At 61.6% G+C, this 26,771-nt stretch carries 21 protein-coding genes; 19 read left to right on the forward strand and 2 right to left on the reverse strand.

The genetic code is table 11. The features are described 5' to 3' along the window. Window positions 1-28: 28 nt before the first annotated feature. The 4 genes from NF676_RS02445 (at window position 29) to NF676_RS02460 (ending at window position 6,858) form a co-directional block, all read left to right on the forward strand. Complete coding sequence (locus NF676_RS02445) at window positions 29-3,610, forward strand: DUF2339 domain-containing protein (protein WP_252887179.1); 3,582 nt, start codon at window positions 29-31, stop codon at window positions 3,608-3,610. After that, on the forward strand, window positions 3,607-4,971 hold the full coding sequence (locus NF676_RS02450) for a DUF3999 domain-containing protein (RefSeq protein ID WP_252887180.1): 1,365 nt from the start codon (window positions 3,607-3,609) through the stop codon (window positions 4,969-4,971). Before NF676_RS02445 ends, NF676_RS02450 begins: the two co-directional genes overlap by 4 nt. A gap of 270 nt (window positions 4,972-5,241) precedes the next feature. Further along, the gene (locus NF676_RS02455) at window positions 5,242-6,252 is read left to right on the forward strand and encodes a class 1 fructose-bisphosphatase (protein WP_016772098.1); all 1,011 of its coding nucleotides are present in this window, start codon (window positions 5,242-5,244) and stop codon (window positions 6,250-6,252) included. 3 nt (window positions 6,253-6,255) lie between these two features. Next, entirely contained in the window at window positions 6,256-6,858 is a 603-nt protein-coding gene (locus NF676_RS02460) for a DUF924 family protein (protein ID WP_252877273.1), read from the forward strand. A gap of 107 nt (window positions 6,859-6,965) precedes the next feature. Here the strand turns inward: NF676_RS02460 and NF676_RS02465 are convergent, their stop codons facing one another. Next, the gene (locus NF676_RS02465; protein ID WP_252887181.1) at window positions 6,966-8,858 is read right to left on the reverse strand and encodes a methyl-accepting chemotaxis protein; all 1,893 of its coding nucleotides are present in this window, start codon (window positions 8,856-8,858) and stop codon (window positions 6,966-6,968) included. A 282-nt stretch (window positions 8,859-9,140) separates the two neighbouring features. On the opposite strand from NF676_RS02465, the gene NF676_RS02470 reads away from it, so the two are divergent. Both NF676_RS02470 and NF676_RS02475 read left to right on the forward strand, forming a co-directional pair. After that, a complete protein-coding gene (locus NF676_RS02470) occupies window positions 9,141-9,395 on the forward strand; it encodes a hypothetical protein (protein ID WP_016772095.1) in 255 nt (84 codons plus the stop codon). 29 nt (window positions 9,396-9,424) lie between these two features. After that, the gene (locus NF676_RS02475) at window positions 9,425-9,994 is read left to right on the forward strand and encodes a lipocalin family protein (RefSeq protein WP_016772094.1); all 570 of its coding nucleotides are present in this window, start codon (window positions 9,425-9,427) and stop codon (window positions 9,992-9,994) included. A 121-nt stretch (window positions 9,995-10,115) separates the two neighbouring features. Here the strand turns inward: NF676_RS02475 and NF676_RS02480 are convergent, their stop codons facing one another. Then, on the reverse strand, window positions 10,116-11,480 hold the full coding sequence (locus NF676_RS02480; protein WP_252887182.1) for a formimidoylglutamate deiminase: 1,365 nt from the start codon (window positions 11,478-11,480) through the stop codon (window positions 10,116-10,118). Window positions 11,481-11,626: 146 nt separating this feature from the next. Between NF676_RS02480 and hutC the strand changes: the two genes are divergently transcribed. The 13 genes from hutC to dtd all read left to right on the forward strand — a co-directional run bounded on the left by hutC (window position 11,627) and on the right by dtd (window position 26,749). Further along, window positions 11,627-12,337, forward strand: a complete 711-nt coding sequence (gene hutC, locus NF676_RS02485) for a histidine utilization transcriptional repressor HutC (protein ID WP_252883865.1) — start codon at window positions 11,627-11,629, stop codon at window positions 12,335-12,337. Then, the gene (locus NF676_RS02490) at window positions 12,334-12,903 is read left to right on the forward strand and encodes a HutD/Ves family protein (protein WP_150741737.1); all 570 of its coding nucleotides are present in this window, start codon (window positions 12,334-12,336) and stop codon (window positions 12,901-12,903) included. Before hutC ends, NF676_RS02490 begins: the two co-directional genes overlap by 4 nt. Before the next feature lie 474 nt (window positions 12,904-13,377). Next, window positions 13,378-15,066, forward strand: coding sequence for a urocanate hydratase (gene hutU, locus NF676_RS02495; RefSeq protein WP_252887183.1), 1,689 nt, complete (start codon window positions 13,378-13,380; stop codon window positions 15,064-15,066). Between the two features lie 148 nt (window positions 15,067-15,214). Then, a complete protein-coding gene (locus NF676_RS02500) occupies window positions 15,215-16,687 on the forward strand; it encodes a purine-cytosine permease family protein (RefSeq protein ID WP_252887184.1) in 1,473 nt (490 codons plus the stop codon). Between the two features lie 71 nt (window positions 16,688-16,758). Continuing rightward, window positions 16,759-17,727: an ABC transporter substrate-binding protein gene (locus tag NF676_RS02505; RefSeq protein WP_150638002.1), complete on the forward strand. Its 969-nt coding sequence runs from the start codon at window positions 16,759-16,761 to the stop codon at window positions 17,725-17,727. A 70-nt stretch (window positions 17,728-17,797) separates the two neighbouring features. Continuing rightward, complete coding sequence (locus NF676_RS02510; RefSeq protein WP_016772087.1) at window positions 17,798-18,649, forward strand: ABC transporter permease; 852 nt, start codon at window positions 17,798-17,800, stop codon at window positions 18,647-18,649. Beyond that, window positions 18,646-19,476, forward strand: a complete 831-nt coding sequence (locus NF676_RS02515) for a quaternary amine ABC transporter ATP-binding protein (RefSeq protein ID WP_016772086.1) — start codon at window positions 18,646-18,648, stop codon at window positions 19,474-19,476. The genes NF676_RS02510 and NF676_RS02515 overlap by 4 nt, the downstream gene beginning before the upstream one ends. A gap of 184 nt (window positions 19,477-19,660) precedes the next feature. Further along, on the forward strand, window positions 19,661-21,184 hold the full coding sequence (gene hutH, locus NF676_RS02520; protein WP_252887185.1) for a histidine ammonia-lyase: 1,524 nt from the start codon (window positions 19,661-19,663) through the stop codon (window positions 21,182-21,184). A gap of 117 nt (window positions 21,185-21,301) precedes the next feature. Further along, the gene (gene hutH / locus NF676_RS02525; protein WP_056787278.1) at window positions 21,302-22,834 is read left to right on the forward strand and encodes a histidine ammonia-lyase; all 1,533 of its coding nucleotides are present in this window, start codon (window positions 21,302-21,304) and stop codon (window positions 22,832-22,834) included. Window positions 22,835-23,078: 244 nt separating this feature from the next. Then, complete coding sequence (gene hutI / locus NF676_RS02530) at window positions 23,079-24,284, forward strand: imidazolonepropionase (RefSeq protein ID WP_252887186.1); 1,206 nt, start codon at window positions 23,079-23,081, stop codon at window positions 24,282-24,284. A 10-nt stretch (window positions 24,285-24,294) separates the two neighbouring features. Next, entirely contained in the window at window positions 24,295-25,098 is an 804-nt protein-coding gene (gene hutG / locus NF676_RS02535) for an N-formylglutamate deformylase (RefSeq protein ID WP_252887187.1), read from the forward strand. A 245-nt stretch (window positions 25,099-25,343) separates the two neighbouring features. Further along, a complete protein-coding gene (gene pip, locus NF676_RS02540) occupies window positions 25,344-26,315 on the forward strand; it encodes a prolyl aminopeptidase (RefSeq protein WP_056787286.1) in 972 nt (323 codons plus the stop codon). Beyond that, window positions 26,312-26,749, forward strand: a complete 438-nt coding sequence (gene dtd, locus NF676_RS02545; RefSeq protein WP_056787289.1) for a D-aminoacyl-tRNA deacylase — start codon at window positions 26,312-26,314, stop codon at window positions 26,747-26,749. Before pip ends, dtd begins: the two co-directional genes overlap by 4 nt. Window positions 26,750-26,771 lie beyond the last annotated feature (22 nt).

Consider the following 26,771-nt stretch of genomic DNA (forward strand, 5'->3'; position numbering starts at 1 on the left):
GCCCCGGGGCTGCTTAGGGATATCGACCATGCAATGGATGTTCATGTTGATCGGGCTGGTGCTCGGTGGACTGCTCGACGAGTCATTCAGCGGCGCGCTGTTGGGTGCGCTGCTGGGGCTGGTCATCGGCCAGGCGCTACGCATTGCGCGCCTCGGCTCGCAGGCGGCGGAGCAACAGCGTCAACTCGAGCAAGTGCGCGAAGCCTTGCAAGGCGTGGCCCAGCGGCTGTTTGTGCTGGAAGGTTCGCCCTCGCATGCGCCCGCGCCGCCACCTGAAGCCGAGCCAGTCGCCGCACCCGTCGACGTGGCTGAGCAGGCTGCCCCGACCCCTGAGCTGATCTGGGAACTGCCCCCCGAACTCGAACCGGTCTCCGCCGTCGCCCGCGAAACCACCCAGCCGCTGCCGGCCGATGCCTGGCGCGCCGAACCGGCTCCCGTTGCACCACCGCAAAAAACCGCCGAACCCCGTGGCCCGAACCTGATCGAACGCGGCATCAGCGCTGCGCGCAACTGGCTGTTTGGCGGCAACACCGTGCTGCGCGTCGGTGTGGTGCTGCTGTTTTTCGGTCTGGCGTTTTTACTGCGTTACGCCACCGAAGGCATGGTGGTGCCGATCGAGTTGCGTTACGCCGGTGTTGCGGCAGCGGCGTTCGCCTTGCTTGCGCTGGGCTGGTGGCTGCGCCGACGCAATAGCAACTATGCGTTGATGCTGCAAGGCACCGGGATCGCGGTGTTGTACCTGACGGTGTTTGCGGCGATGCGTCTGCATCCGTTGCTTGATCCGTCCGCTGCACTCGGTTTGCTGGTCGCGGTGACGGTGTTCTCGGCCATTCTGGCGATCACTCAGGATGCACTGGGGTTGGCCGCAGCGGCAGCGTTGGGCGGTTTCGCCGCGCCGATTCTGACTTCTACCGGCGAAGGCAATCACGTCGCACTTTTCAGTTATTTCGCCTTGCTCAACGCCGGCATTCTCTCCATCGCCTGGTTCAAGGCTTGGCGCCTGCTCAACCTGATCGGTTTTGTCGGGACCTTCGGTATCGGTTTCGCCTGGGGTCTGCGTTCCTACACGCCGGAACTGCTGTGGAGCACCGAGCCGTTCCTGATTGTGTTTTTCCTCATGTACCTCGCCATCGGCCTGCTGTTCGCCCGGCGCAAATTGCGCGAGATGGCGGATGCCCCGGCGGACGCTGACCGCGAGGCGTTGCTGCAATGGTCGGCCCGCAAGGGTGATTATGTCGACGGCACCATGCTGTTCGGCCCGCCGATCATTGGCTTCGGTTTGCAGTTTGCGTTGGTCCAGCACCTGGAATTTGCGGCGGCGTTCAGTGCGTTAGCGCTGGGCATGATCTATATGGCGCTGGCCAAAGTTTTGATGGGCGGGCGCGCGATGCTGCTAGGTGAAACCTGCCTGGCGCTGGGAGTGATTTTTGCCAGTCTCGCGATTCCGCTGGGGCTCGATGCGCGCTGGACTTCTGCGGCGTGGGCCGTGGAAGGCGCGGGAATTTTCTGGCTTGGGTTGCGTCAGCATCGACCGTTTGCCCGGGCCTTTGCCTTACTGCTGCAACTGGGTTCGTCACTGGCGTTTCTCAGCCAGTTGCAGCCCGGCGAGAGCAGCCTGCTCGACGGCGCACCGCTGGGCGCGCTGATGCTTGGCGCCGCGCTGCTGTTCAGTTTCCTTCAACTGCGCAAGGCTACGCCCGAGCAGACATCGCCGTGGGAAAGGCAAGGCCTGCCGCTGCTGGCGTGTCTGGGCCTGACGTTCCTTTATCTGCTGGCACCGTTGTTCCTGTTCATCCAGGGCACGGCAATCAGTTGGGCCTTGGCCGGGTTGGCGACTTTGTTCGTGGGCTTGCGGATTCAATCACGCACATTCCTGTTCACCGCGTTCGCCGTGCAGTTGCTGGGCGGCGCGTTGTTCCTGCTGCGCCTGCAAACTGCCGGCGAAGATTCGGCGGCGGTGTTCAGCGCTGGCTGGAGCGGTTTGCTCAATGCGTCCTTGATCGGACTGGCCTTGATTGGCGGCATGCTGCTGGCAGCGCGGAATGAGATGGTGCGCGACGATGTGCGCCTGCTGCGCGGCTTGTCGGTGGTGTTGCTGGCGGGGTTGGTGCTGATCAATCTGGCGGTGCTGTTCGTGCTGCCGTGGCAAACCGCGAGCGCGGTGTGGGCGGCCAGCGGTTTGCTGATCATCTGGCTGAGCCTGTACCTGCAACAGCGTCTGAGTTTCGTTTTCGGGCTGCTGTTGCAGGTGGTCGGCGGCGCAGCGTTTCTGCTCGCCGGCCCCGAATGGCTCGGGCCGCTGTCCAGCGAAGGACTGAAACCGTTGGCCCATGGCGGCTTCTGGACACCGCTGGTGCTGGGGCTGGCCGCGCTGATCGGCGCGTGGCGCTTGCAATTGGGCAACCATGCCACGGCTTTTGATGCCTTGAGTTTGCAGCGCTTGTCGCAAGTGCTGCTGGTCTGGGGCGCCGGTTGGTGGACGCTGGCGTGGGTCAGCGAGATCCTGCGTTTCGCTTCGCCGAACTTGCAAGGCACATTGTTGCTGCTGATCTCGGCGATCACTATGGCGCTGTGGACGATTCTGTCACTGCGCTTGAAATGGCCGGCGCTGGGGTTGCTCTGCACCTTGCTGATTCCGGCGGCGACGCTGGTCTTGCTCGGCGCGTGGCATGCACGCTATCACCCGGCTGCCGACTTCGGCTGGCTGGCGTGGCCGGCGCTGTTCGCGGTGCATTTCTTCAGCCTGCGCCGCTTGGCGTCGATGTTGCCGGCGCGCGCATTGAGCGCGGCCCATGTGTTCGGTTGCTGGCTGTTGATTGGCGTGCTGGCGCTGGAGTTGCGTTACGGCCTGCTGTTGTTGGCCGAGCAGTACAACGCGTGGCGGTGGCTGGGCTGGGCGATTCTGCCGAGCCTCTATCTGTTGCTGATGGCTGCTCCCCGTTCGTGGCCGTGGCCGGTGGCCGCATTTGCCCGCGAGTACCGCTTGTACGCAGCGGCACCGCTGGCGGTGCTGATGCTGGCGTGGTTCTGGCTGGCCAATGGCGTCAGCGATGGCAATGCCGAACCATTGCCTTACGTGCCGCTGCTCAACCCATTGGAGCTGGGTCTGCTGTTTGCGCTGTTCGGCGTTTATGCCTGGTCGCGCAGCGCCGTCGCGCAGCTGTCGATCCGTCAGGATCATGCCGACAAGGCTACGCAACTGATCGCCGGGGTTTCGCTGTTTGCCTTCTGCACCGCGCTGGTCACCCGCGCGGCGCATCACTGGGCCGGCATCCCGTTCGAGCTTGATCAGTTGCTCGCGTCGATGCTGGTGCAGGCCGGCCTGTCGATCGTCTGGACGTTGATGGCGCTGGGGTTGATGATCGGCGGCCATCTGCGCCATCGCCGCGAAGTGTGGCTGATCGGCGCGGCGCTGATCGCGCTGGTGGTGGCCAAGCTGATTTTTGTCGAACTGAGCAACCGTGGCGGCCTCGCCCGGATCGTCTCGTTTATCGGCGTTGGCGTGTTGCTGCTGGTGGTCGGCTACTTTGCGCCGCTGCCACCCAAACGCGTCGAGGCTGAACCGGCGGCGGACAAACCCGCGCCGGAAACCGAAGGAGTTGCATCTTGAGTCGCATGCTGAATCTGGGTTGGTTGGCGCTGGGCGTGGTGATGGTCGCTGGCGCTCAGGAAAAACCGGCGGACTTCGCCACGCAAGTGCCGTTGACGGTGAGCGGCAATGGCCCGTGGTATCGCCTCGACTTGCCGCTGAGCGCGCAATTGCAGGCGCGCCAGACCGATCTCAGCGACCTGCGTGTGTTCAACGCCGCCGGCGAATCGCAGGCCTACGCCTTGGCTCGCGAATCGGCGCAGACCCGCGACGACGGCAAGCTGCATGAGGTCAAGTGGTTCCCGCTGTACAACGCTGCCGACGCCCGCGAGCGTGCGCCGAATGTGCGCGTGCAGTCGACCACCAACGGCACCTTGGTCGAAGTGCAACCGTCCTCGCAACTGGAGGCGGGCGAAGAAGTGCTGCGCGGCTGGCTGCTCGATGCCAGTGCGATCAAGGCACCGTTGCAGCAGTTGATCCTTGACTGGACCAGCGAGCGCGACGGTTTCCAGCGTTTCAGCATCGAGGCCAGCGACGATCTGCAGCACTGGCAGTCATGGGGCGAAGGCCAGGTGGCACGGCTGACCTTTTCCGATGAGCGCATCGAACAGCACGAAGTGACCCTGCCGGGGCAGACCGCGCGCTATGTGCGCCTGCTGTGGGAGTCGCCGGGTTCGGCGCCCGTCCTGACGTCGGCGCAATTGAAAAGCAGCGACCCGCGCAACCTGCCGCTGCCTTTGGTCTGGTCGCCCAGCGTGGCCGGCAGCAGCACCAAGTCCGGGGAATACATCTGGCAGTTGCCGATGGGGCTGAATGTCGAGCGGGTGCAGATCGAGCTGAAACAGCCGAACAGTCTGGCGCCAGTCACGTTGGCCGGCCGGCGCGAGAGCAGCTTGCCATGGCAGCCACTGAGCAGTGGTTTGCTGTATCGCCTGAGCCAGAACAATCAGGACGTGGTGCAGAACGAAATCCCGCTGTCCGGGCAGACCGTGCAGCAACTCAAGCTGACTGTGGATGAGCGCGGCGGCGGGTTGGGTGAGCAGGCGCCGGACCTGAAATACGCGGTGCGCGCCACGCAGGTGATTTTCCTCGCCCGGGGCGAAGGGCCGTACAGCCTGGCCTTGGGCAATGCCACGGTGAAAACGGCGAACCTGCCGCTGGCAACGTTGATTCCGGATTTCAAGCCAGAAAAGCTGGCGAGCCTGGGCAAGGCGACGGTGCAGGACGAAGCGAAGGCCACGCAAACCTCAACGGCGACGACGGCTGCGGTGGCCGGGACCAACTGGAAGAAGTTCGGCTTGTGGGCAGTGTTGCTGCTCAGTGTGGTGTTTCTCGGGGCGATGGCGTTCAGCCTGTTGCGCAAACCGCCAGCCAATACCTGAGCATGGCCGGCGCTGCGCGCCATTCGCTGGCAAGCCAGCGATGGCGGCCGGTCAAACAACAAAAATTCATCAGACTGCCGCTATCGCTCAACCACCACCCGCCCCATTTCCAACTACGCTAAACCCGACACCTGAACTCTCCACCCACAATCACGTCTCATACAGGCAAATACACCCAGGCGCACGTTAGCCGGCGTCTTCGCTCGCTAGGTTTTCAGACTCCCTGTAAACTGCGCGGGTTTTCCGCCCCCCATTCCACCGGAGCCGTCCATGTCCCGCGTTACCTTGAGTCGCTATTTGATTGAGCAGACCCGCAGCAACAACACTCCTGCCGATCTGCGCTTTTTGATCGAAGTGGTAGCGCGTGCCTGCAAGGAGATCAGCCACGCCGTGTCCAAAGGCGCCCTGGGTGGTGTTCTGGGCAGCATGGGCACCGAGAACGTGCAAGGCGAAGTGCAGAAGAAGCTCGACGTGATCTCTAACGAGATCCTGCTCGAAGCCAACGAATGGGGCGGCCACCTGGCCGGCATGGCGTCCGAAGAAATGGACAACGCCTACCAGATCCCGGGCAAATACCCGAAAGGCGCTTACCTGCTGGTGTTCGACCCACTGGACGGCTCGTCAAACATCGACATCAACGCCCCGGTCGGCACGATCTTCTCGGTACTGCGTTGCCCGAACGAATACCTGAGCCAGAACGAGCCGCTGAACGAGAAAGCCTTCCTGCAGCCAGGCACCCAGCAAGTGGCCGCCGGCTACGCCATCTACGGCCCGCAGACCATGCTGGTGCTGACCCTGGGTGACGGCGTCAAAGGCTTCACCCTGGACCGCGAAATGGGCAGCTTCGTCCTGACTCACGAAGACATCACCATCCCGGAAACCACCCAGGAATTCGCCATCAACATGTCCAACCAGCGCCACTGGGAAGCCCCGGTACAGCGCTATGTCGGCGAGCTGCTGGCCGGTGAAGAAGGTCCGTTGAAGAAGAATTACAACATGCGCTGGGTCGCGGCGATGGTTGCTGACGTCCACCGCATCCTGACCCGTGGTGGTCTGTTCATGTACCCGCGCGACAGCCGCGAGCCGTCGAAACCGGGCAAGCTGCGCCTGATGTATGAAGCCAACCCGATGTCGTTCCTTGTCGAACAAGCCGGCGGCGCGTCCACCGACGGTCACCAGCGCATTCTCGACATCCAGCCGGAAGGCCTGCACCAGCGCGTTGCAGTGTTCCTCGGTTCGAAAGAAGAAGTCGCCCGCGCCACGGCCTACCACAAGGAATAAACCATGCACGCGCCCTGGCAGCCGTTGCTCGACTGGTGGTTCGGACACGCCGAATCAGCCAACGAAGTAGCGGCCGAAAAGGGCAAGTTGTGGTTCGGCAAGCGAAACAGCCAAGACCTCGAAGCGCAGACGCGTTTCGGGGTCTTTGTCGATCAGGCCCTGGCCGGCGAATTGACCGAGTGGACGCAATGTCCCGAAGGCTGGCTGGCGGTGGTGCTGCTGCTCGATCAACTGCCGCGCATGATCTATCGCGACACCCCCAAAGCGTTTTTCGGTGATCTGCTTGCACAGAAACTTGTCGCGCAAGGCATTGCGGCAGATTTTGATCGGCAGTTGAAGCCGATTCAGCGTGTGTTCATTTATCTGGTGTTCGAACACTGCGAAAACCTCGCGGTGCAGAATGAAGCCGTTTCCAGATTTATTGAATTGGTGGCTGAACAACCAGAGTCGGAGCGGGCGGTGTTTGCCGATAACCTGGACTATGCCGAGCGGCATCAGAAGGTGATTGCCCGGTTTGGCCGGTTTCCGCATCGCAATGCGGTGTTGGGGCGGGAGTCTACGTCTGAGGAATTGGAGTTCCTGTCCAGGCCCGGCTCAAGATTCTGAATCTTCAGTGCGGCTTATGCCGCTTTCGCGAGCAGGCTCGCTCCCACAATTGAAATGCATTCCACTGTGGGAGCGAGCCTGCTCGCGAAGAGGCCTGAGGCTGCAGCTTAGATCCTGAAGCTGCCGACCAGATGCTTCAACCGCGCCGCCTGCTGCTCAAGGTCCGAACACGCGCGCAACGTCGCCTGCAAGTTCTCCACGCCTTCCTGATTCAGCGTGTTGATCTCGTTGATATCGACATTGATCGACTCGACCACAGCAGTCTGCTCTTCAGTCGCGGTGGCCACCGACTGGTTCATGCCGTCGATTTCGCCGATGCGCTGGGTCACGCTGCCCAGACGCTCGCCGGCCTGGTTGGCGATGCCGACGCTGCTTTCGCTCTCGCGCTGGCTCTCGGTCATGATGGTTACTGCCTGACGTGCGCCGACCTGCAACTCTTCGATCATCTTCTGCACTTGCTGCGCCGAATCCTGGGTGCGGTGCGCGAGGTTGCGCACCTCGTCGGCGACCACGGCGAAACCGCGTCCGGCCTCACCGGCACGCGCGGCTTCAATGGCGGCGTTGAGTGCGAGCAGGTTGGTCTGCTGGGAAATGCTGGTGATCACTTCGAGAATCTGGCCGATGTTCACCGTGTTGCTGTTCAGCGTTTCGATGTTGCCGCAGGAGTCGCTGATCTTCGCCGACAGTTGTTGCATGGCGTAAATGGTTTTATCCACCACCTGCTGGCCGTCGACCGCGAGGCTGCGCGCATCGCTGGAGTGCTGCGAGGCGAGGGCGGCGTTCTGGGCGATTTCCTGAGCGGCGGCGCCGAGCTGATTGATCGCGGCGGCGACACTGTTGGTGCGGCTGGCCTGCTGGTCGGAGTTGTACATCGACGAGTTCGAGGCAGCGACCACACGCAGGGCGACTTCGTTGACCTGGCCGGTGGCCGAGGACACTTCGCGGATCGACGTATGAATGCGTTCGACGAAGCGGTTGAACGACGTACCCAATGCGCCGAATTCATCGTTGCCGTGAATCACCAGACGTTTGGTCAGATCGCCTTCGCCTTCAGCGATGTCATGCATCGCACGGCCCATGGTCAGCAGCGGTTGCATCAGCACGCGAATCAGCATGCCGAGCAGGCCGATGATGATCAACACGGCGATGACCATGGCGATCAGTGCCGAGGTGCGGAATTCGCTGAGCATCGAGAACGCGGTGTCTTTGTCGAGCACCAGCGCCACGTACCAGTCAGCCGATGGCACGCCGTTGACGTGGGTGAATGAGATCAACTGGGTCTTGCCGTCGAACTCGACTTCTTTCAGGCCCGGGCTGACTTTGGGCGCACCGTTCGGATAAGCCTCGGCCAGTGTTTTGAGCACCAGCTTGCTGTCCGGGTGAATCAGGATTTTCCCTTCGGCGCTGACGATGAATGCGTGACCGTGGCCGCCGAAGTTCAGCGAGTTGATGATCGCGCTGACGCTGGTCAGATCGATGTCGGCACCGGCCACGCCGAGCATTTGGCCCTGACGCTGCACCGGGGTGGCGACGGTGATGACCAGTTTGCCCGACGAAGCGGCTATGTACGGTTCGGTGACGATGGTCTGCTGCGCGCTGTTGGCCGCTTTGTACCAGCCGCGCGCCCGTGGATCGTAGTCCGGCGCACGGTTGCCGGCCGGCACCGAGAACATCACGCCGTCGGCACCGCCAAAATAGCTGAGCTGGAAATTGCCGGTGTAGGCGGGCAGGTCGATGATGCGCTTGAGGCTGGCGGGCGCGTTGCCGTCGACGGCGACTTGCTGCGACAGCGATTGCAGCAGTTGAATGCGGCTTTCCAGCCAGGTCTGGATGTTGCTGGTGGTCAGGCTTCCCAGCTCCTGCATGGTCGCCTCGGTGCTGCTGCTCAAGGCCTGACGCTGGCGATAGTCGTTGAAGAAGATGAAACAGGCGAACGCAACGGCCACCACAAGGGCAGCAGCCAGCAAAATCTTGTGGCTGAATTTCATGTTTCTGGTCATCGAATGAACTACCGCGAAGGGGCTGGTCAGGAAAGGGCGGCAATTTGCCATATTCGGCAGCGTTGCGCTGCTCTTATTTTCGACCGCGCCGCGCCAAAGATTAGGCGTTTGCAGGGAAAGTCGACGAAATGCTCGACGGCTTCACAAAGTTTTTGATTTACCGACAAAAGCCGGACGGGCGGGCTGATAAATAGGCGTTCGGTCACGGAACCAGATGACACTTTTCTCTTCTAAGCTTCTGGTTGGCACCATGCCATCCCCCCTCGTTCCAGGAGTTTCACCATGTCGCTGCGATCTATCGCCCTGCTGTCGTTTTGCGTGCTGTTGGCCGCATGCAGCAAGGTCAATCAGGAAAACTACTCCAAGCTCTCGGCCGGCATGGCCAAGTCCGAAGTGGAAACCCTTCTCGGCAAGCCCACCGATTGCTCGGGCGCGCTCGGTATGTCCAGCTGCACTTGGGGCGACAAGAACAGCTTTATCAGCGTGCAATACGCCGGTGACAAAGTGCTGATGTTTTCCGGCCAAGGCCTGAAGTAAACCGGGGCTTCGCGCCCACGGAGAAAAAAATGAAGCGGTTATTGCTGATCCTTTTTGCTGGCCTGGTACTGGCTGGCTGCGCCACTTCCGGCGTCGACCCGTTGGCGCCCAAGACCGTCAACAGCGTCAATCTCAAGCGTTATCAGGGCACCTGGTATGAACTGGCACGCTTGCCGATGTACTTCCAGCGCCACTGCGCGCAATCCGAAGCCCATTACACCCTCAAGCCTGACGGTAATGTCGGCGTGCTCAACCGTTGCCTGACTCCGGAGTGGCAGTGGGAAGAAGCCAAGGGCACGGCTTATCCACAAGTGCCGGGCAAGACCGACAAGCTCTGGGTCGAATTCGATAACTGGTTCTCGCGCCTGGTGCCGGGTGTGGCGAAGGGCGAGTACTGGGTGTTGTATGTCAGCGACGATTACAAGACCGCCATCGTCGGCGATCCGAGTCGCAAGTACTTGTGGCTGCTGTCACGCACACCGACCGTCAACGGTGTAGTGCGTGAAGAATTGCTGAGCAAGGCGCGTCAACAGGGTTACGACACCACACGCCTGATCTGGCGCGCGTCGGATCGGCAGATGGCCAAGACGTCTAATTAAGCCGCTATACAAATCAAATGTGGGAGCGAGCCTGCTCGCGGAGAGGGTGTATCAGTCGACATGAATATTGACTGATACACCGCGTTCGCGAGCAGGCTCGCTCCCACAGTTTGGTTTTGGGTCAGCCCAAGAGATCGCGCAGGACCTGGGTGAAGGCTCGGGCGCTTTCCTCTTCGCCGGCATGCCGGCCATCGCGCACCACCCATTGACCATTGACCAGCACATCGCGCACCTGGCGATCGCCGCCGGCGAACAACCAGCGATTGAGAATCCCGTCCCCCGCAGCCGTCGCCAGATACGGATCGCTACCGTCCAGGACAATCCAGTCCGCACGCTTGCCCACTTCCAGCGCACCAATCTGCTGCCCCAGCGCCTGCGCGCCGCCGTCCAGCGCGGCGTCATATAGTGTGCGGCCGACCATCGGCTGCTGCGCGCCATACAAGCGATTGCGCCGCTGGTCACGCAGACGCTGGCCATATTCCAGCCAGCGCAATTCTTCCACCACGCTCAGCGACACATGGCTGTCGGAGCCAATGCCCATGCGCCCGCCCTGGGCAAGAAAGTCCACCGCCGGGAAAATCCCGTCACCCAGATTCGCTTCAGTGGTCAGGCACAGCCCGGCGATCGCGCGACTGTTGGCCATCAGCGTGACTTCTTGCGGATTGGCGTGGGTTGCGTGGACCAGACACCAGCGCTGATCGACTTCAGTATTCTCATAAAGCCATTGCAGCGGACGACGACCGCTCCAGCTCAGGCAATCGTCGACTTCCTTTTGCTGTTCGGCGATGTGTATGTGCACCGGGCATTGTTTGTCACTGGCCGCCAACACTTCGCTGATTTGTTGTGGCGTCACCGCCCGCAGCGAGTGGAAACACAGGCCCAGCGATTGCGCCTTTTGCTGCGCCAGTAATGGCTGCAACCGCGCTTGCAGATTCAGATAGTTTTCAGTGCTGTTGATAAAGCGACGCTGGCCATCGTTTGGCGTCTGCCCGCCGAATCCGGAATGACTGTAGAGCACTGGCAGCAGGGTCAGACCGATGCCGCTTTCGCTGGCGGCCTGACTGATGCGCAGTGCCAGTTCGGCAGGATCGGCATACGGCTGGCCGTCGCTGTCGTGGTGCACGTAGTGAAATTCGGCGACCGAGGTGTAACCGGCCTTGAGCATTTCGATGTACAGCTGACGGGCGATGATGCCGAGCTGATCCGGGCTGATTTTTCCGACGAGGCGGTACATCAGATCGCGCCAGGTCCAGAAACTGTCGTTGGGGTTGCCGGCCACTTCGGCCAATCCAGCCATGGCACGCTGGAAGGCGTGGGAGTGCAGATTGGGCATCCCCGGCAGCAACGGCCCGCGCAGCCGCTCGGCTTCGTCTGCGCTGGAATCGGCCTGGATTCGGGTCAACACGCCATCGGCGCTGACCTCGAGACGTACATTGTTGGCCCATCCGTTAGGCAGCAGTGCGCGTTCGGCAAAGAAGGCGGACATCGTTCGGCACCCCATCGTGTGTTATTTGTATATACATATACAGACGTTTGCCTGCCCGGTAAACTCCGGCAAGCTAGTCACTTTCATCCAATGAACAGGGATCAACCGTGCCGACTCCGCCTCCAGTTTCTCCGTTGGCCGCGAACATGGGCGACAGTCCGGCGCCCTTGTACGCCCGCGTCAAACAGATGATCACCCAGCAGATCGACAGCGGTAACTGGCCGCCGCACTACCGCGTACCGTCGGAAAGCGAATTGGTCAGCCAGCTCGGCTTCAGCCGCATGACCATCAACCGCGCCCTGCGCGAGATGACCGCCGACGGCCTGCTGGTGCGCATGCAAGGTGTGGGCACGTTTGTCGCCGAACCGAAGAGCCAGTCCGCGCTGTTCGAGGTGCATAACATTGCCGACGAAATCGCCTCGCGCGGGCATCGCCACACCTGTCAGGTCATCACCCTCGAAGAAGAGGCCGCCGGTTCCGAACGCGCGCTGGCGCTGGACATGCGCGAAGGCCAGAAAGTCTTCCACTCACTGATCGTGCATTACGAAAATGACGTCCCGGTGCAAATCGAAGACCGTTTCGTCAACGCCCTAGTCGCGCCGGAATACCTCAAGCAGGACTTCACCCTGCAAACGCCCTACGCCTATCTCAATCAGGTCGCGCCGCTGACCGAGGGAGAACACGTGGTCGAAGCCATACTTGCCGAGCCGTCGGAGTGCAAGTTGCTGCAGATCGAAAAGGGCGAGCCGTGTCTGCTGATCCGTCGGCGGACTTGGTCGGGGCGTCAACCGGTGACGGCGGCACGTTTGATCCACCCCGGTTCCCGCCATCGTCTGGAAGGGCGCTTTCACAAATGAATGAGATAAAGGTTTTACGCGCCGAAGGCTACCCGCGCATGCCGTGGAAAAACGGCGGCGGCAGCACCGAGGAAATCACCCGTGATGCCGGCGCTGGCCTGGACGGTTTCGGCTGGCGCCTGTCAATTGCCGACATCACCGAATCGGGCGGTTTCTCGACATTCGCCGGTTACCAGCGAGTGATCACCGTGTTGCAGGGCGACGGCATGACCCTGTGCGTCGACGGTGACGCTACCCGTCCACTGTTACCCTTGGACCCGTTTGCTTTCAGCGGCGAAAGTCAGGTGTCCTGCACCTTGCTCGGCGGTGCGATTCGCGACTTCAATCTGATCTACGCGCCGCAACGTTACAGCGCGCGATTGCAGTGGCTGGACGGTGAGCAGCGGTTTTTCAGCTCGGCATCGACGCTGCTGGTGTTCAGTGTCAGTGAGCTGATGGACGTGCGTGTTGGCGACGGCGTTTCACAGCTCGGTCGGCATGATTGCCTGCAGCTGGACGGCAACAGCGGGCTGGTCGAAGTCTCCACCAACGCCGCATGCTGCGTGATCGAACTCCTCCAGAACTGAACACACCCCTGTGGCGAGGTGATTTATCCCCGCTGGGTCGCGAAGCGGCCCCATTCTTGATAAAAAAAAGCGGTCTGCTGCGCAGCCCAGCGGGGATAAATCCCCTCGCCACAAGCCATCCCCACTCTTGTTTCCCTCCACGCACCAACTTGTTACCGAACGCCCCAGCGTGGCGCAAAACCACGCTGTCGTAGCCAATCCCAACCTCCCCAAAATAACTGCGAAGAAAATTTCATTCACGCCAGAACCCTCGATTCAGGCGCTCTCCAGCCCTACCCCTGATTTTTCCTGAACACTCCTCCAGCAAGTTGGCCGCTTGATTGCATATGCTTGTATGTACAAGTAAAGACGTATGCGTATGAGTCGGTCGAGACTCTCCGCAGCGTCCACTGATTCGCTTGTCGCGCAGCACAGCGCGCAGGCTGCTGCCCGCTGCCAGGGTTGGTTTGAATTGATCGCTGAGGAGTCTTTTTCGTGACTGACAATACCCAGAACAGCAACAAGTTTCGTGACGTGCAGATTCGCGCCGCACGCGGTAACACGCTGACCGCCAAGAGCTGGCTGACCGAAGCGCCGCTGCGCATGTTGATGAACAATCTCGACCCGGAAGTCGCCGAGAACCCGAAAGAACTGGTGGTCTATGGTGGCATCGGCCGCGCTGCGCGGAACTGGGAGTGCTACGACAAGATCGTTGAAAGCCTGACTAATCTGAACGACGACGAAACCCTGCTGGTGCAGTCGGGCAAGCCGGTCGGCGTATTCAAGACCCATAGCAACGCGCCGCGCGTGCTGATCGCCAACTCCAACCTGGTGCCGCACTGGGCGAGCTGGGAACACTTCAACGAGCTCGACGCCAAAGGCCTGGCCATGTACGGCCAGATGACCGCCGGCAGCTGGATCTACATCGGTAGCCAGGGCATCGTTCAGGGCACCTATGAAACCTTCGTCGAAGCCGGGCGCCAGCATTACAACGCTGACCTCAAGGGCCGCTGGGTGCTCACCGCCGGCCTCGGTGGCATGGGCGGCGCACAACCGCTGGCCGCCACCCTGGCCGGTGCCTGCTCGCTGAACATCGAATGCCAGCAGGTCAGCATCGATTTCCGCCTGAAGAGCCGTTACGTCGATGAGCAAGCCAAAGACCTCGACGACGCACTGGCGCGCATCGACAAATACACCAAAGAAGGCAAAGCGATTTCCATCGCCCTGCTCGGTAACGCTGCCGAAATTCTCCCGGAACTGGTCAAGCGCGGCGTGCGCCCGGACATGGTCACCGACCAGACCAGCGCCCACGATCCGCTCAACGGTTACCTGCCGGCCGGCTGGAGCTGGGACGAATACCGCGCCCGCGCCAAGACCGAACCGGCCGCTGTGATCAAAGCCGCCAAGCAGTCGATGGCGGTGCACGTCAAAGCCATGCTGGAGTTCCAGAAGCAAGGCATTCCGACCTTCGACTACGGCAACAACATCCGTCAGATGGCTCAGGAAGAAGGCGTCGAAAACGCTTTCGATTTCCCGGGCTTCGTGCCGGCCTACATCCGTCCGCTGTTCTGCCGTGGCATCGGCCCGTTCCGTTGGGCGGCGCTGTCGGGTGATCCACAGGACATCTACAAAACCGACGCCAAGGTCAAAGAGCTGATCCCGGACGACGCGCATTTGCACAACTGGCTGGACATGGCCCGCGAGCGCATCAGCTTCCAGGGTCTGCCGGCACGTATCTGCTGGGTCGGTCTGGGCCAGCGCGCCAAGCTCGGTCTGGCCTTCAACGAAATGGTCCGTAGCGGTGAGCTGTCGGCCCCCGTGGTGATCGGTCGCGATCACCTCGACTCCGGCTCGGTGGCCAGCCCGAACCGCGAAACCGAATCGATGCAGGACGGTTCCGACGCCGTCTCCGATTGGCCGTTGCTCAACGCGCTGCTGAACACCGCCAGCGGCGCGACCTGGGTGTCTTTGCACCACGGCGGCGGTGTCGGCATGGGCTTCTCGCAACATTCGGGGATGGTGATCGTCTGCGACGGTACCGATGAAGCCGCCGAGCGCATCGCTCGCGTGCTTCACAACGACCCGGCTACCGGCGTCATGCGCCATGCCGATGCCGGTTACCAGATTGCCATCGACTGCGCGAAAGAGCAGGGGCTGAATCTGCCGATGATCAATGGCGGGTAACACGCTCTGGTTTTATGTGGGAGAGAGCCTGCTCGCGAAGGCGTCGTGTCAGTCGCTACTGCTGTGCCTGATACACCGATTCGCGAGCAGGCTCGCTCCCACAGAGGAATTTCAGTGAACCCGAATAGCAATCCACAGAGGTTGAATCATGGCGGTTAACAACGAACGTGCAGGCAGTACTCCGTTGATCGAAAGGCGTTCGATCGACTACATCCCGGAAGCGGAAAGACACGGTCGTCTGTTCAGTCAGTTCACCCTGTGGATGGGCGCCAACCTGCAGATCACTGCGATCGTCACCGGGGCCTTGGCCGTGGTGCTCGGCGGTGATGTGTTCTGGTCGCTGATCGGTCTGTTGATCGGTCAGTTGCTCGGCGGTGGTGTGATGGCGCTGCATGCCGCGCAAGGACCGAAACTGGGCCTGCCGCAGATGATCTCCAGTCGTGTGCAATTCGGCGTTTACGGCGCTGCGATTCCGATCGTGCTGGTGTGCCTGATGTACCTCGGCTTCACCGCCACCGGAACGGTGCTGTCCGGGCAAGCGCTGGGCCAGTTGTTCGGTGTCAGCGACAGTGTAGGCATCCTGATTTTCGCCAGCGTCATCGTGCTGGTCACGGTGCTTGGCTACCGGGTAATCCACTGGATCGGCCGCGTCGCCAGTGTGATTGGCGTGATCGCTTTCGTGTTCCTGTTCTGGCGGCTGATGAGCCAGACCGACGTTGGTGCGCTCCTGCAGATTCGTCATTTCAGCTGGAGCAGCTTTCTGCTGGCGGTGTCGCTGGCTGCGTCCTGGCAGATCGCTTTCGGCCCGTATGTGGCGGACTACTCGCGTTACCTGCCGAGCGCCACTTCATCGGTGAAAACCTTTTTCGCCGCTGGCGCAGGTTCGGTGATCGGCGCGCAGGTGGCGATGATCCTCGGCGTGTTTGCCGCCGCGTCGGCCAACGGTCAATTCGCTGGCCATGAAGTCGCCTACATCGTCGGCCTCGGCGGTACCGGCGCCACTGCCGCGCTGCTGTATTTCAGCATCGCGTTCGGCAAGGTGACCATCTCGACGCTGAACTCTTACGGCAGCTTCATGTGCATCGCCACCATCATCAGTGGCTTCAAAGGGCACCTGACGGTTACCCGCATGCAACGGCTGGTGTTCGTGCTGTTCATCGTCGGCGCGGCAACCCTGATTGCCCTGCTCGGGCAGCACTCGTTCCTCGGTGCGTTCAAGTCGTTCATCCTGTTTCTGCTCGCCTTCTTCACCCCGTGGAGCGCGATCAATCTGGTCGACTACTACTGCATCACCCGCGAGCGCTATGACGTGCCGGCACTGGCCGATCCGGACGGTCGCTACGGCCGCTGGAACCTGCTCGGTATCAGCGTCTACGTGTTCGGCGTGCTGGTGCAGTTGCCATTCATCTCGACCAAGTTCTACACCGGCCCACTGGTGGCCGCCCTCGGTGATGTCGACATTTCCTGGATCATCGGCCTGGTGCTGCCGGCCGCCGTCTATTACTTCTGCGCAAAGAAATGGCACAGCGCAGTGCCCGATCGCCTGATTCTGCCGGTCGAGCAGAACAGCACCCTACAAGCAAAAACGAGCGGGGCCGGTCGCGCTGCGGCGCAGGCCTGATCTGGACGTGGACCAGGCTGGATGCCTCTTGAACTGCCGTAAGCCCATTCATGATTAGGAGCGTCACGACAATGAAATCGAACAAGACCCTGCTGACCACATTGCTGTCCATGGGCCTGTTGGCCAGTGCCGGCGCGACGCAAGCCGCCGGCTGGTGCGAATCGGGCAAACCGGTGAAATTTGCCGGGCTGAACTGGGAAAGCGGCATGCTCCTGACCGACGTGCTGCAAGTGGTGCTGGAGAAAGGTTACGGCTGCAAGACCGACAGCCTGCCGGGCAATTCCATCACCATGGAAAACGCCCTGAGCAGTAACGATATTCAAGTGTTCGCCGAAGAGTGGGTCGGCCGTAGCGAGGTCTGGAACAAGGCCGAGAAGGCCGGCAAGGTCATCGGTGTCGGTGCACCGGTGGTGGGCGCGGTCGAAGGCTGGTACGTGCCGCGTTACGTGATCGAAGGCGACGCCAAGCGCAAGCTCGAGGCGAAAGCCCCGGAGCTGAAAAACATCGCTGACCTGGGCAAGTATTCCGCCGTGTTCAAGGACGCCGAAGAGCCGTCCAAGGGCCGCTTCTATAACTGCCCGGCCGGCTGGACCTGCGAGCTCGACAACAGCGAAATGCTCAAGAGTTATGGCCTGGAAAACAGTTACACCAACTTCCGCCCAGGCACAGGACCTGCGCTGGATGCGGCGGTGCTGTCGAGCTACAAGCGCGGCGAGCCGATCCTCTTCTACTACTGGTCGCCGACCCCGCTGATGGGCCAGATCGATGCAGTCAAACTGGAAGAGAAACCCGGCGTCGACAAGACCGTCAGCATCAAGGTCGGCCTGTCGAAAACCTTCCACGACGAAGCCCCGGAACTGGTCGCCGTGCTGGAAAAGGTCAACCTGCCGATCGACCTGCTCAATCAGAACCTCGGCCGCATGGCCAAGGAACGCATCGAGTCGGCAAAACTGGCGAAAATCTTCCTCAAGGAACATCCTGAAGTCTGGCACGCATGGGTGAGCGACGACGCAGCCAAGAAAATCGACGCGGCCTTGTAGGTCAGGTTTCCCCGGCTGCCAGCCACGGCAGCCGGACGCTTGATCGCAACCCCTTGATTGAGAGTCCCTTATGTTTCCCGAAAGCTTTACCTTTTCCATCGCCGACTGGGTCAACGGTTGGGTCGATTCGCTGGTGACCAACTACGGCGACGTGTTCCGGCATATCTCCGACACGCTGTTGTGGGCCATCGTCAGTCTCGAAGGTTTGCTGCGTGCGGCGCCGTGGTGGTTGATGCTGGCAATCGTCGGTGTCATCGCCTGGCACGCCACGCGCAAAGTCGTGACCACCGCCGTGATTGTCGGTCTGTTGTTTCTGGTGGGCGCGGTCGGCCTCTGGGACAAACTCATGCAGACCCTGGCGCTGATGATGGTCGCGACGATCATTTCGGTGCTGATCGGCATCCCGCTGGGGATTCTCTCGGCGCGTAGCAATCGCCTGCGTTCGGTGCTGATGCCGCTGCTCGACATCATGCAGACCATGCCGAGTTTCGTTTACCTGATTCCGGTGCTGATGCTGTTCGGCCTGGGCAAGGTGCCGGCGATTTTCGCCACGGTGATCTACGCCGCGCCCCCGCTGATTCGCCTGACCGACCTTGGTATTCGCCAGGTCGACGGCGAAGTCATGGAAGCGATCAATGCCTTCGGCGCCAACCGCTGGCAGCAACTGTTCGGCGTGCAACTGCCGCTGGCGCTGCCGAGCATCATGGCCGGGATCAACCAGACCACGATGATGGCCCTGTCGATGGTGGTGATCGCCTCAATGATCGGCGCCCGCGGCCTCGGTGAAGACGTGCTGGTGGGGATTCAGACCCTCAACGTCGGCCGTGGTCTCGAAGCCGGGCTGGCGATCGTGATTCTCGCGGTGGTCATCGATCGCATTACTCAAGCGTACGGTCGGCCACGCCACGAGGTGAGCAAATGAGCAACGCAAGCGTGAGCAAGATCGAAGTGCGCAACGTCTTCAAGATTTTCGGCAACCGCGCCAAGGATGCGCTGGCCATGGTCGGCCAGGGCAAGAGCAAGGATCAGGTGCTCAACGAAACCGGTTGCGTGGTCGGCGTGAACGACTTGTCGCTGAGCATCGGCACCGGTGAAATCTTTGTGATCATGGGCCTGTCCGGCTCGGGCAAATCCACCCTGGTGCGCCACTTCAATCGCCTGATCGATCCTACCAGCGGGGCGATTCTGGTCGATGGCGAGGACATCCTGCAGTACGACATGGACGCCCTGCGTGAATTTCGCCGGCACAAGATCAGCATGGTGTTCCAGAGCTTCGGCCTGCTGCCGCACAAGACCGTGCTCGATAACGTCGCCTACGGCCTGAAAGTACGTGGCGAAAGCAAGCAGGTCTGCGCCGAACGCGCGTTGCACTGGATCAACACCGTCGGCCTCAAAGGCTACGAAAACAAATACCCGCACCAGCTCTCCGGCGGCATGCGTCAGCGCGTCGGCCTCGCCCGTGCATTGGCGGCGGACACCGACATCATCCTCATGGACGAAGCGTTCAGTGCGCTGGATCCGTTGATCCGCGCCGAGATGCAGGACCAGTTGCTGGAACTGCAAAAGACCCTGCACAAAACCATCGTCTTCATCACCCACGACCTCGACGAAGCCGTGCGCATTGGCAATCGCATCGCGATTCTCAAGGATGGCCGGTTGATCCAGGTGGGCACGCCAAGAGAGATCCTGCACTCGCCGGCCGATGAGTATGTCGACCGGTTCGTGCAGCGGCGCGCGGCGGTGGTGTGACGCTGAGTGGCCGTCGTGGCGAGGGGATTTATCCCCGTTGGGTGGCGAAGCCACCCCAAACCATGCCACCAAATCTGTCAGGCAGACCGCTGTGACAGGTTTTGCGACTGCTTCGCAGCCGAACGGGGATAAATCCCCTCACCACTGGGTTACCGGCATCAACAGAATTGGTATGAGGTTAGAGATGTCCCAGGCTGAAAGAATCGTTATCACAGGCAGCCCTCTGCGTTGGCAGGACGTGGTCGCCGTCGCCCGGCACGGTGCGCTGCTGGAACTGTCCAGCGAAACCTGGGCGCGCATCGATAATGCTCAGGCCATCGTCCAGCGCATCGTCGCCAGTGGCGAGCGCGCCTACGGCGTCAACACCGGTCTGGGCGGTCTGTCCAACGTCTCGCTGCAGGACGAACAGCTCAGCCAACTCTCGCGCAACACCTTGCTCAGCCATGCCTGCGGTGTCGGCCCGGTGCTCAGCGACGAGCAGACCCGCGCGATCATCTGCGCTGCTGTTCACAACTACAGCCACGGCAAGTCCGGCCTGCATCGGCGTGTGGTCGAAGGGCTGCTGGCGCTGCTCAATCGCGGCATCACCCCGCAGGTGCCGTCGCAGGGTTCGGTGGGTTACCTGACGCACATGGCGCACATCGGCATCGCGCTGCTCGGCGTTGGCAATGTCAGTTATCGCGGGCAGATCATTTCGGCGCAACAGGCGCTGGCCGAAGAGGGCCTGCAACCTGTGCAGCTCGGCGCGAAGGATGGCTTGTGTCTGGTCAACGGCACGCCCTGCATGACCGGCCTCAGTTGCCTGGCGATTGCCGATGCTACGCGGCTGTTGCAATGGGCCGATGTCATTGGTGCGATGAGTTTCGAAGCCCAGCGCGGCCAGATCGATGCCTTCGATGCCGAGATCATTGCGCTCAAGCCGCATCCGGGCATGCAGCAGGTCGGCGAAAATCTGCGTGCATTACTCGATGGCAGCGAAGTGATCGCCGCAAGCAAAGGCATTCGCACTCAGGACGCGCTGAGCATCCGCTCGATCCCGCAGGTCCACGGCGCCGCGCGTGATCAACTCGCGCATGCGATCAAACAGGTCGAAGCCGAACTCAACGGCTGCACCGACAACCCGTTACTGCTGGGCACACCGGACAATTTCCGGGTGATGTCGCAGGCCAACCCGCACGGTCAATCCGTGGCGATGGCTGCGGATCTGCTGGCGATTGCCATGGCTGAAATCGGCTCGATCGCCGAGCGCCGTCTGGACCGTTTGGTCAATCCGCACGTCAGCGGTCTGCCGGCGTTTCTGGTGGCCAATCCCGGGGTCAACTCGGGGATGATGATCGTGCAATACGTCGCCGCCTCGCTGTGTGCGGAAAACCGTCAATTGGCGCAACCGGCGGTACTCGACAACTACATCACCTCGGGCCTGCAGGAAGATCACCTGAGCATGGGCACCAACGCCGCGCTGAAGCTGCATCGCGCGCTGGAAAACTGCACGCAGATCCTCGCAATTGAATACCTGCTGGCGGCGCAGGCGTTTGAATTCCTCAAGGAACAGCGCTTTGGCGTGGGCACTGACCGCGCGTGGAAACTGCTGCGCGAAGCGGTCCCCGCCTACGATCAGGATCGCTGGCTGGCGCCGGATATCGCTGCCGCTGCGACCGTATTGAAAGACCCGAATCTGCCGCACAACGTTCTACCGAATTTGCACTGACAACTACCCATACCAGCGTGCCAAGGCGTGGATCGTTCACAAGACGAGAAACGACGGATAACGGAATGCTCCGGAGCGACTGGTAGTTAATAACAAACTCTCAAAAGGAGCATTTTAATGACTGCGCTGAACCTGATCCCCGGCCAACTGAGCCTGGCCCAACTGCGTGACGTCTATCAGAACCCGGTCACACTGACCCTCGACAACAGCGCCAGCGCGCAGATCGAGGCCAGCGTCGCCTGCGTCGAACAGATCCTCGCCGAGAACCGCACCGCCTACGGCATCAACACCGGTTTCGGCCTGCTGGCCTCGACGCGCATCGCCAGCGAAGACCTGGAAAACCTGCAGCGTTCGCTGGTGCTCTCGCACGCGGCCGGCGTCGGCCAGCCGATCAGCGATGACCTTGTGCGACTGATCATGGTGCTCAAGGTCAACAGTCTCAGCCGTGGTTTTTCCGGCATCCGTCGGCAGGTGATCGATGCGCTGATCGCGCTGATCAATGCCGAGGTCTATCCGCACATTCCGCTGAAAGGTTCGGTCGGTGCGTCGGGGGATCTGGCGCCGTTGGCGCACATGTCGCTGGTGCTGCTGGGCGAGGGCAAGGCGCGCTACAAGGGCGAATGGCTTGAAGCCACCGAAGCACTGAAAGTCGCAGGCCTGGCGCCGCTGACTTTAGCGGCTAAAGAAGGTCTGGCGCTGCTCAACGGTACCCAGGTTTCCACAGCGTTTGCCTTGCGCGGCCTGTTCGAAGGCGAAGATCTGTTTGCCGGTGCAGTGGCGCTGGGCAGTCTCACCGTAGAAGCCGTGCTCGGTTCGCGCTCGCCGTTCGACGCGCGCATTCATGCCGCGCGTGGGCAGAGAGGGCAGATCGATGCCGCTGCGGCCTACCGCGATCTGCTCGGTGAGCGCAGCGAAGTCTCCGCCTCGCATCAGAACTGCGACAAGGTCCAGGACCCGTATTCGCTGCGCTGCCAGCCGCAAGTCATGGGCGCCTGCCTGACCCAGTTCCGCCAGGCCGCTGAAGTGCTGGCGGTCGAAGCCAACGCGGTTTCCGACAACCCCTTGGTCTTCGCCGCTGAAGGCGACGTGATTTCCGGCGGCAACTTCCACGCCGAACCGGTAGCCATGGCCGCTGACAACATGGCCCTGGCCATCGCTGAAATCGGCTCGCTGAGCGAACGCCGCATCTCGCTGATGATGGACAAGCACATGTCGCAACTGCCGCCGTTCCTGGTGGCCAATGGCGGGGTGAACTCCGGTTTCATGATCGCCCAGGTCACCGCTGCGGCGCTGGCCAGCGAAAACAAGGCGTTGTCCCACCCGCATTCGGTGGACAGCCTGCCGACCTCGGCCAACCAGGAAGACCACGTGTCGATGGCCCCGGCGGCAGGCAAGCGCCTGTGGGAAATGGCTGAGAACACTCGCGGCATTCTCGCCGTGGAGTGGCTGGCGGCAGTGCAGGGCCTGGATCTGCGCAACGGCCTGAAGACTTCGCCGAAGCTGGAACAGGCGCGGGCGATCTTGCGCAAGGAAGTGCCGTTCTATGAGAAGGACCGCTTCTTTGCGCCGGACATCAATGCGGCGACTGAATTGCTGGCTTCGCGGTGCTTGACCGAGCTTGTTGCTGGGCAGTTGTTGCCTAGTTTGTAAGCGCTTTACGGGGAGATTTGTATTGTTAGTGAAATCGATCCCCCTCACCCCAGCCCTCTCCCCCAAGGGGGAGAGGGGGAAGGGAGCCGATCTTCATTGTTTTCGCAACGTGAGTTCGGCTGAGAAATTTCAGGTCGGCATATCTCGACAGAACAACACGGTCAGTCCCCTCTCCCTCTGGGAGAGGGCTAGGGTGAGGGGCTTTTGAGGCTGCTCACCATACAAACCCAAACGGAGGCCAACAGTGAAAACCCTCTGGCAACACTGCCACGTCGCAACCATGGCCAACGGCGCCTATTCGATCATCGAGGATGCCGCGATCGTGACGTCCGGCACGCTGATCGAGTGGATCGGCCCGCGCACTCAATTGCCGTCCGGCGAATACCCGGCGGTCAATGATTTGCAGGGTGCGTGGGTCACCCCCGGTCTGATCGACTGCCACACCCACACCGTGTTCGGCGGCAACCGCAGCGGCGAGTTCGAGCAGCGTCTGCAAGGCGTCAGCTACGCCGAGATCGCCGCGCAGGGCGGCGGCATCGCCAGCACCGTGCGCGCCACTCGCGAAGCCACTGAGGACGAGCTGTTCGCCAGCGCCGCCAAGCGCTTGAAAAGCCTGATGCGCGACGGCGTGACCACGGTGGAAATGAAGTCGGGCTACGGTCTCGATCTGGCCAATGAGCGCAAGCTGCTGCGGGTCATCCGGCGCCTGGCCGAAGAGCTGCCGATCAGCGTCCGCAGCACTTGCCTGGCGGCGCACGCGTTGCCGCCGGAGTACAAGGATCGCGCCGACGATTACATCGATCTGGTCTGCGAGCAGATGCTTCCGGCCCTTGCCGCCGAAGGTCTGGTCGATGCCGTGGATGCGTTCTGCGAATACCTGGCGTTTTCGCCGGAGCAGGTCGAGCGGGTGTTCGTCGCCGCGCAACAACTCGGTCTGCCGGTGAAACTCCACGCCGAGCAATTGTCCTCGCTGCATGGTTCCAGCCTCGCCGCACGCTACAAAGCCTTGTCCGCCGATCACCTGGAGTTCATGGACGAGGACGATGCCATCGCCATGGCCGCTGCCGACACCGTCGCCGTGTTGCTACCAGGCGCGTTCTACTTCTTGCGCGAAACCCAGTTGCCGCCGATGGAAGCGCTGCGCAAGCACAAGGTGAAGATCGCCATCGCCAGCGACCTCAACCCCGGCACCTCGCCGGCGCTGTCGTTGCGTCTGATGCTGAACATGGCCTGCACCTGTTTCCGCATGACCCCGGAAGAAGCTCTGGCCGGGGCGACCATCCATGCCGCGCAGGCGATGGGCATGGCGCAGACCCATGGCTCGCTGGAGGTCGGCAAGGTCGCTGATTTCGTGGCGTGGGACATCGAGCGTCCAGCGGATCTGGCCTATTGGCTCGGTGGCGATCTGGACAAGCGCGTCGTGCGTCACGGCGTCGAATCGAATTTCTAGGAGGGCGGTTGTGGACAAGGTTCTGAGTTTCAAACAAGGCCGCGTGCCGCTGCTGATCAGCATGCCCCACGCCGGCGTGCGTCTGACCCCGGCGGTCGAAGCCGGGTTGATCCCCGCCGCGAAGAGTTTGCCGGACACCGACTGGCATATCCCGCAGCTCTACGATTTTGCCGAGGAACTGGGCGCCAGCACCCTGGCTGCCGAGTATTCGCGTTTCGTCATCGACCTCAACCGGCCGTCCGACGACAAGCCGTTGTATGCCGGGGCGACCACCGGGTTGTATCCGGCGACGTTGTTCGACGGCATTCCGTTGTTTGAGGAGGGGCAGGAGCCGTCGAAAGAGGAGCGCGCAACATACCTGGAGCAGATCTGGACGCCGTACCACCGCACCTTGCAGGAGGAACTGGCGCGACTGAAAGCCGAATTCGGCTACGCGCTGTTGTTCGATGCGCACTCGATCCGCTCGATCATCCCGCACCTGTTCGACGGCAAGCTGCCGGACTTCAACCTCGGCACCTTCAATGGCGCCAGTTGTGATGCGCAACTGGCCAGTCAACTGGAAGCGATCTGTGCGCAGCACGCGCAGTTCACCCATGTGCTCAACGGTCGGTTCAAGGGCGGGCACATCACCCGCCAGTACGGCGATCCGGCGCAGAACATCCACGCCGTGCAGCTGGAACTGTGCCAGTCCACCTACATGGAAGAGTTCGAACCGTTCCGCTACCGCGCCGATCTGGCCGAACCGACGCGGGTGGTGCTCAGGGAATTGCTGCAGGGCTATCTGGCCTGGGCAAAATCTCACTACAGCGCCTAACCCCTGTGGGAGCGAGCCTGCTCGCGAAGGCGTCCGTTTGATCGTTCCCACGCTCTGCGTGGGAATGCAGCCCGTGACGCTCCGCGTCACTGGACGCGGAGCGTCCCAAGAGGCGTTCCCACGCAGAGCGTGGGAACGATCAGGCCCCGGAGCATGCTCATTGACGCAAATCGGGTTTATGATGCCCAACGGCAGAATAATACGAGTCCCCCCAGGGATGACCTCGACCCCTTACGGAGCGCGCAATGCAGACTTTGTTTCCGCAGATCAAACCCCACGCCCGGCACGATCTGGCTGTCGATGACACCCACACGCTATACGTCGATGAAAGCGGCTCGCCGGAAGGATTGCCGGTCGTATTCATCCACGGTGGCCCCGGCGCCGGCTGCGACGCCCAGAGCCGACGCTATTTCGATCCGAATCTGTATCGCATCGTCACCTTCGACCAGCGCGGCTGCGGTCGCTCCACCCCGCACGCCAGCCTGGAAAACAACACCACCTGGGATCTGGTCGAAGACCTTGAGCGCATCCGCAAACACCTGGGCATTGAAAAATGGGTGCTGTTCGGCGGCTCCTGGGGTTCGACCCTGGCGTTGGCCTACGCGCAAACCCACCCGGAGCGCGTGCACGGTCTGATTCTGCGCGGGATCTTCCTCTGCCGTCCGCAGGAAATCGAATGGTTCTATCAGGCCGGCGCCAGCCGTCTATTCCCGGATTACTGGCAGGACTACATCGCGCCGATCCCGCTGGACGAGCGCGACGACCTGCTCAGTGCTTTCCACAAACGCCTGACCGGCAACGATCAGATCGCCCAGATGCATGCAGCGAAGGCGTGGTCGACCTGGGAAGGGCGCACCGCGACCCTGCGCCCGAACCCGCTGGTGGTCGATCGTTTCTCCGAGCCGCAGCGCGCGCTGTCGATTGCGCGGATCGAATGCCACTACTTCACCAACAATGCCTTCCTTGAACCTAACCAGCTGATTCGCGACATGGGCAAGATCGCTCATCTGCCCGGCGTGATCATTCACGGTCGCTACGACGTGATCTGCCCGCTCGACAATGCCTGGGAATTGCACCAGGCCTGGCCGAACAGCGAATTGCAGGTGATCCGCGACGCCGGCCACGCCGCGTCCGAGCCAGGCATCACCGATGCGCTGGTGCGCGCGGCGAGCAAAATGGCCCAGCGCCTGCTCGACTTGCCACTCGAAGAAGCATGAAGGCGCTGTTACAACGCGTAAGCGGCGCGCGGGTAGAGGTCGCCGGCGAGGTAGTCGGCGCAATCGATCAGGGTTTGCTCGTGCTGGTCGCGGTAGAACCCGACGATACGCGTACCAGCGCCGACAAACTTCTGCATAAGCTGCTTAACTATCGAGTATTCAGTGACGCCGAGGGCAAGATGAATCTGTCCCTGGCGGATGTGGGTGGCGGGTTGCTGCTGGTCTCTCAGTTCACCCTCGCTGCCGATACCAAAAGCGGCCTGCGCCCGAGCTTTTCCACGGCCGCACCGCCGGCACTGGGTGAGGAATTGTTCGACTATTTATTGAGCCAGGCGAAACAGGTGCATGGCACTGTGGCATCAGGTAGATTCGGCGCCGATATGCAGGTGCACCTGGTCAACGATGGCCCGGTTACCTTTTTGTTACAGACCTGACAGTGCCTGAAACACCTTTTTC

Source organism: Pseudomonas siliginis (assembly GCF_024072275.1).
GTDB classification, from domain to species: domain Bacteria; phylum Pseudomonadota; class Gammaproteobacteria; order Pseudomonadales; family Pseudomonadaceae; genus Aquipseudomonas; species Aquipseudomonas siliginis.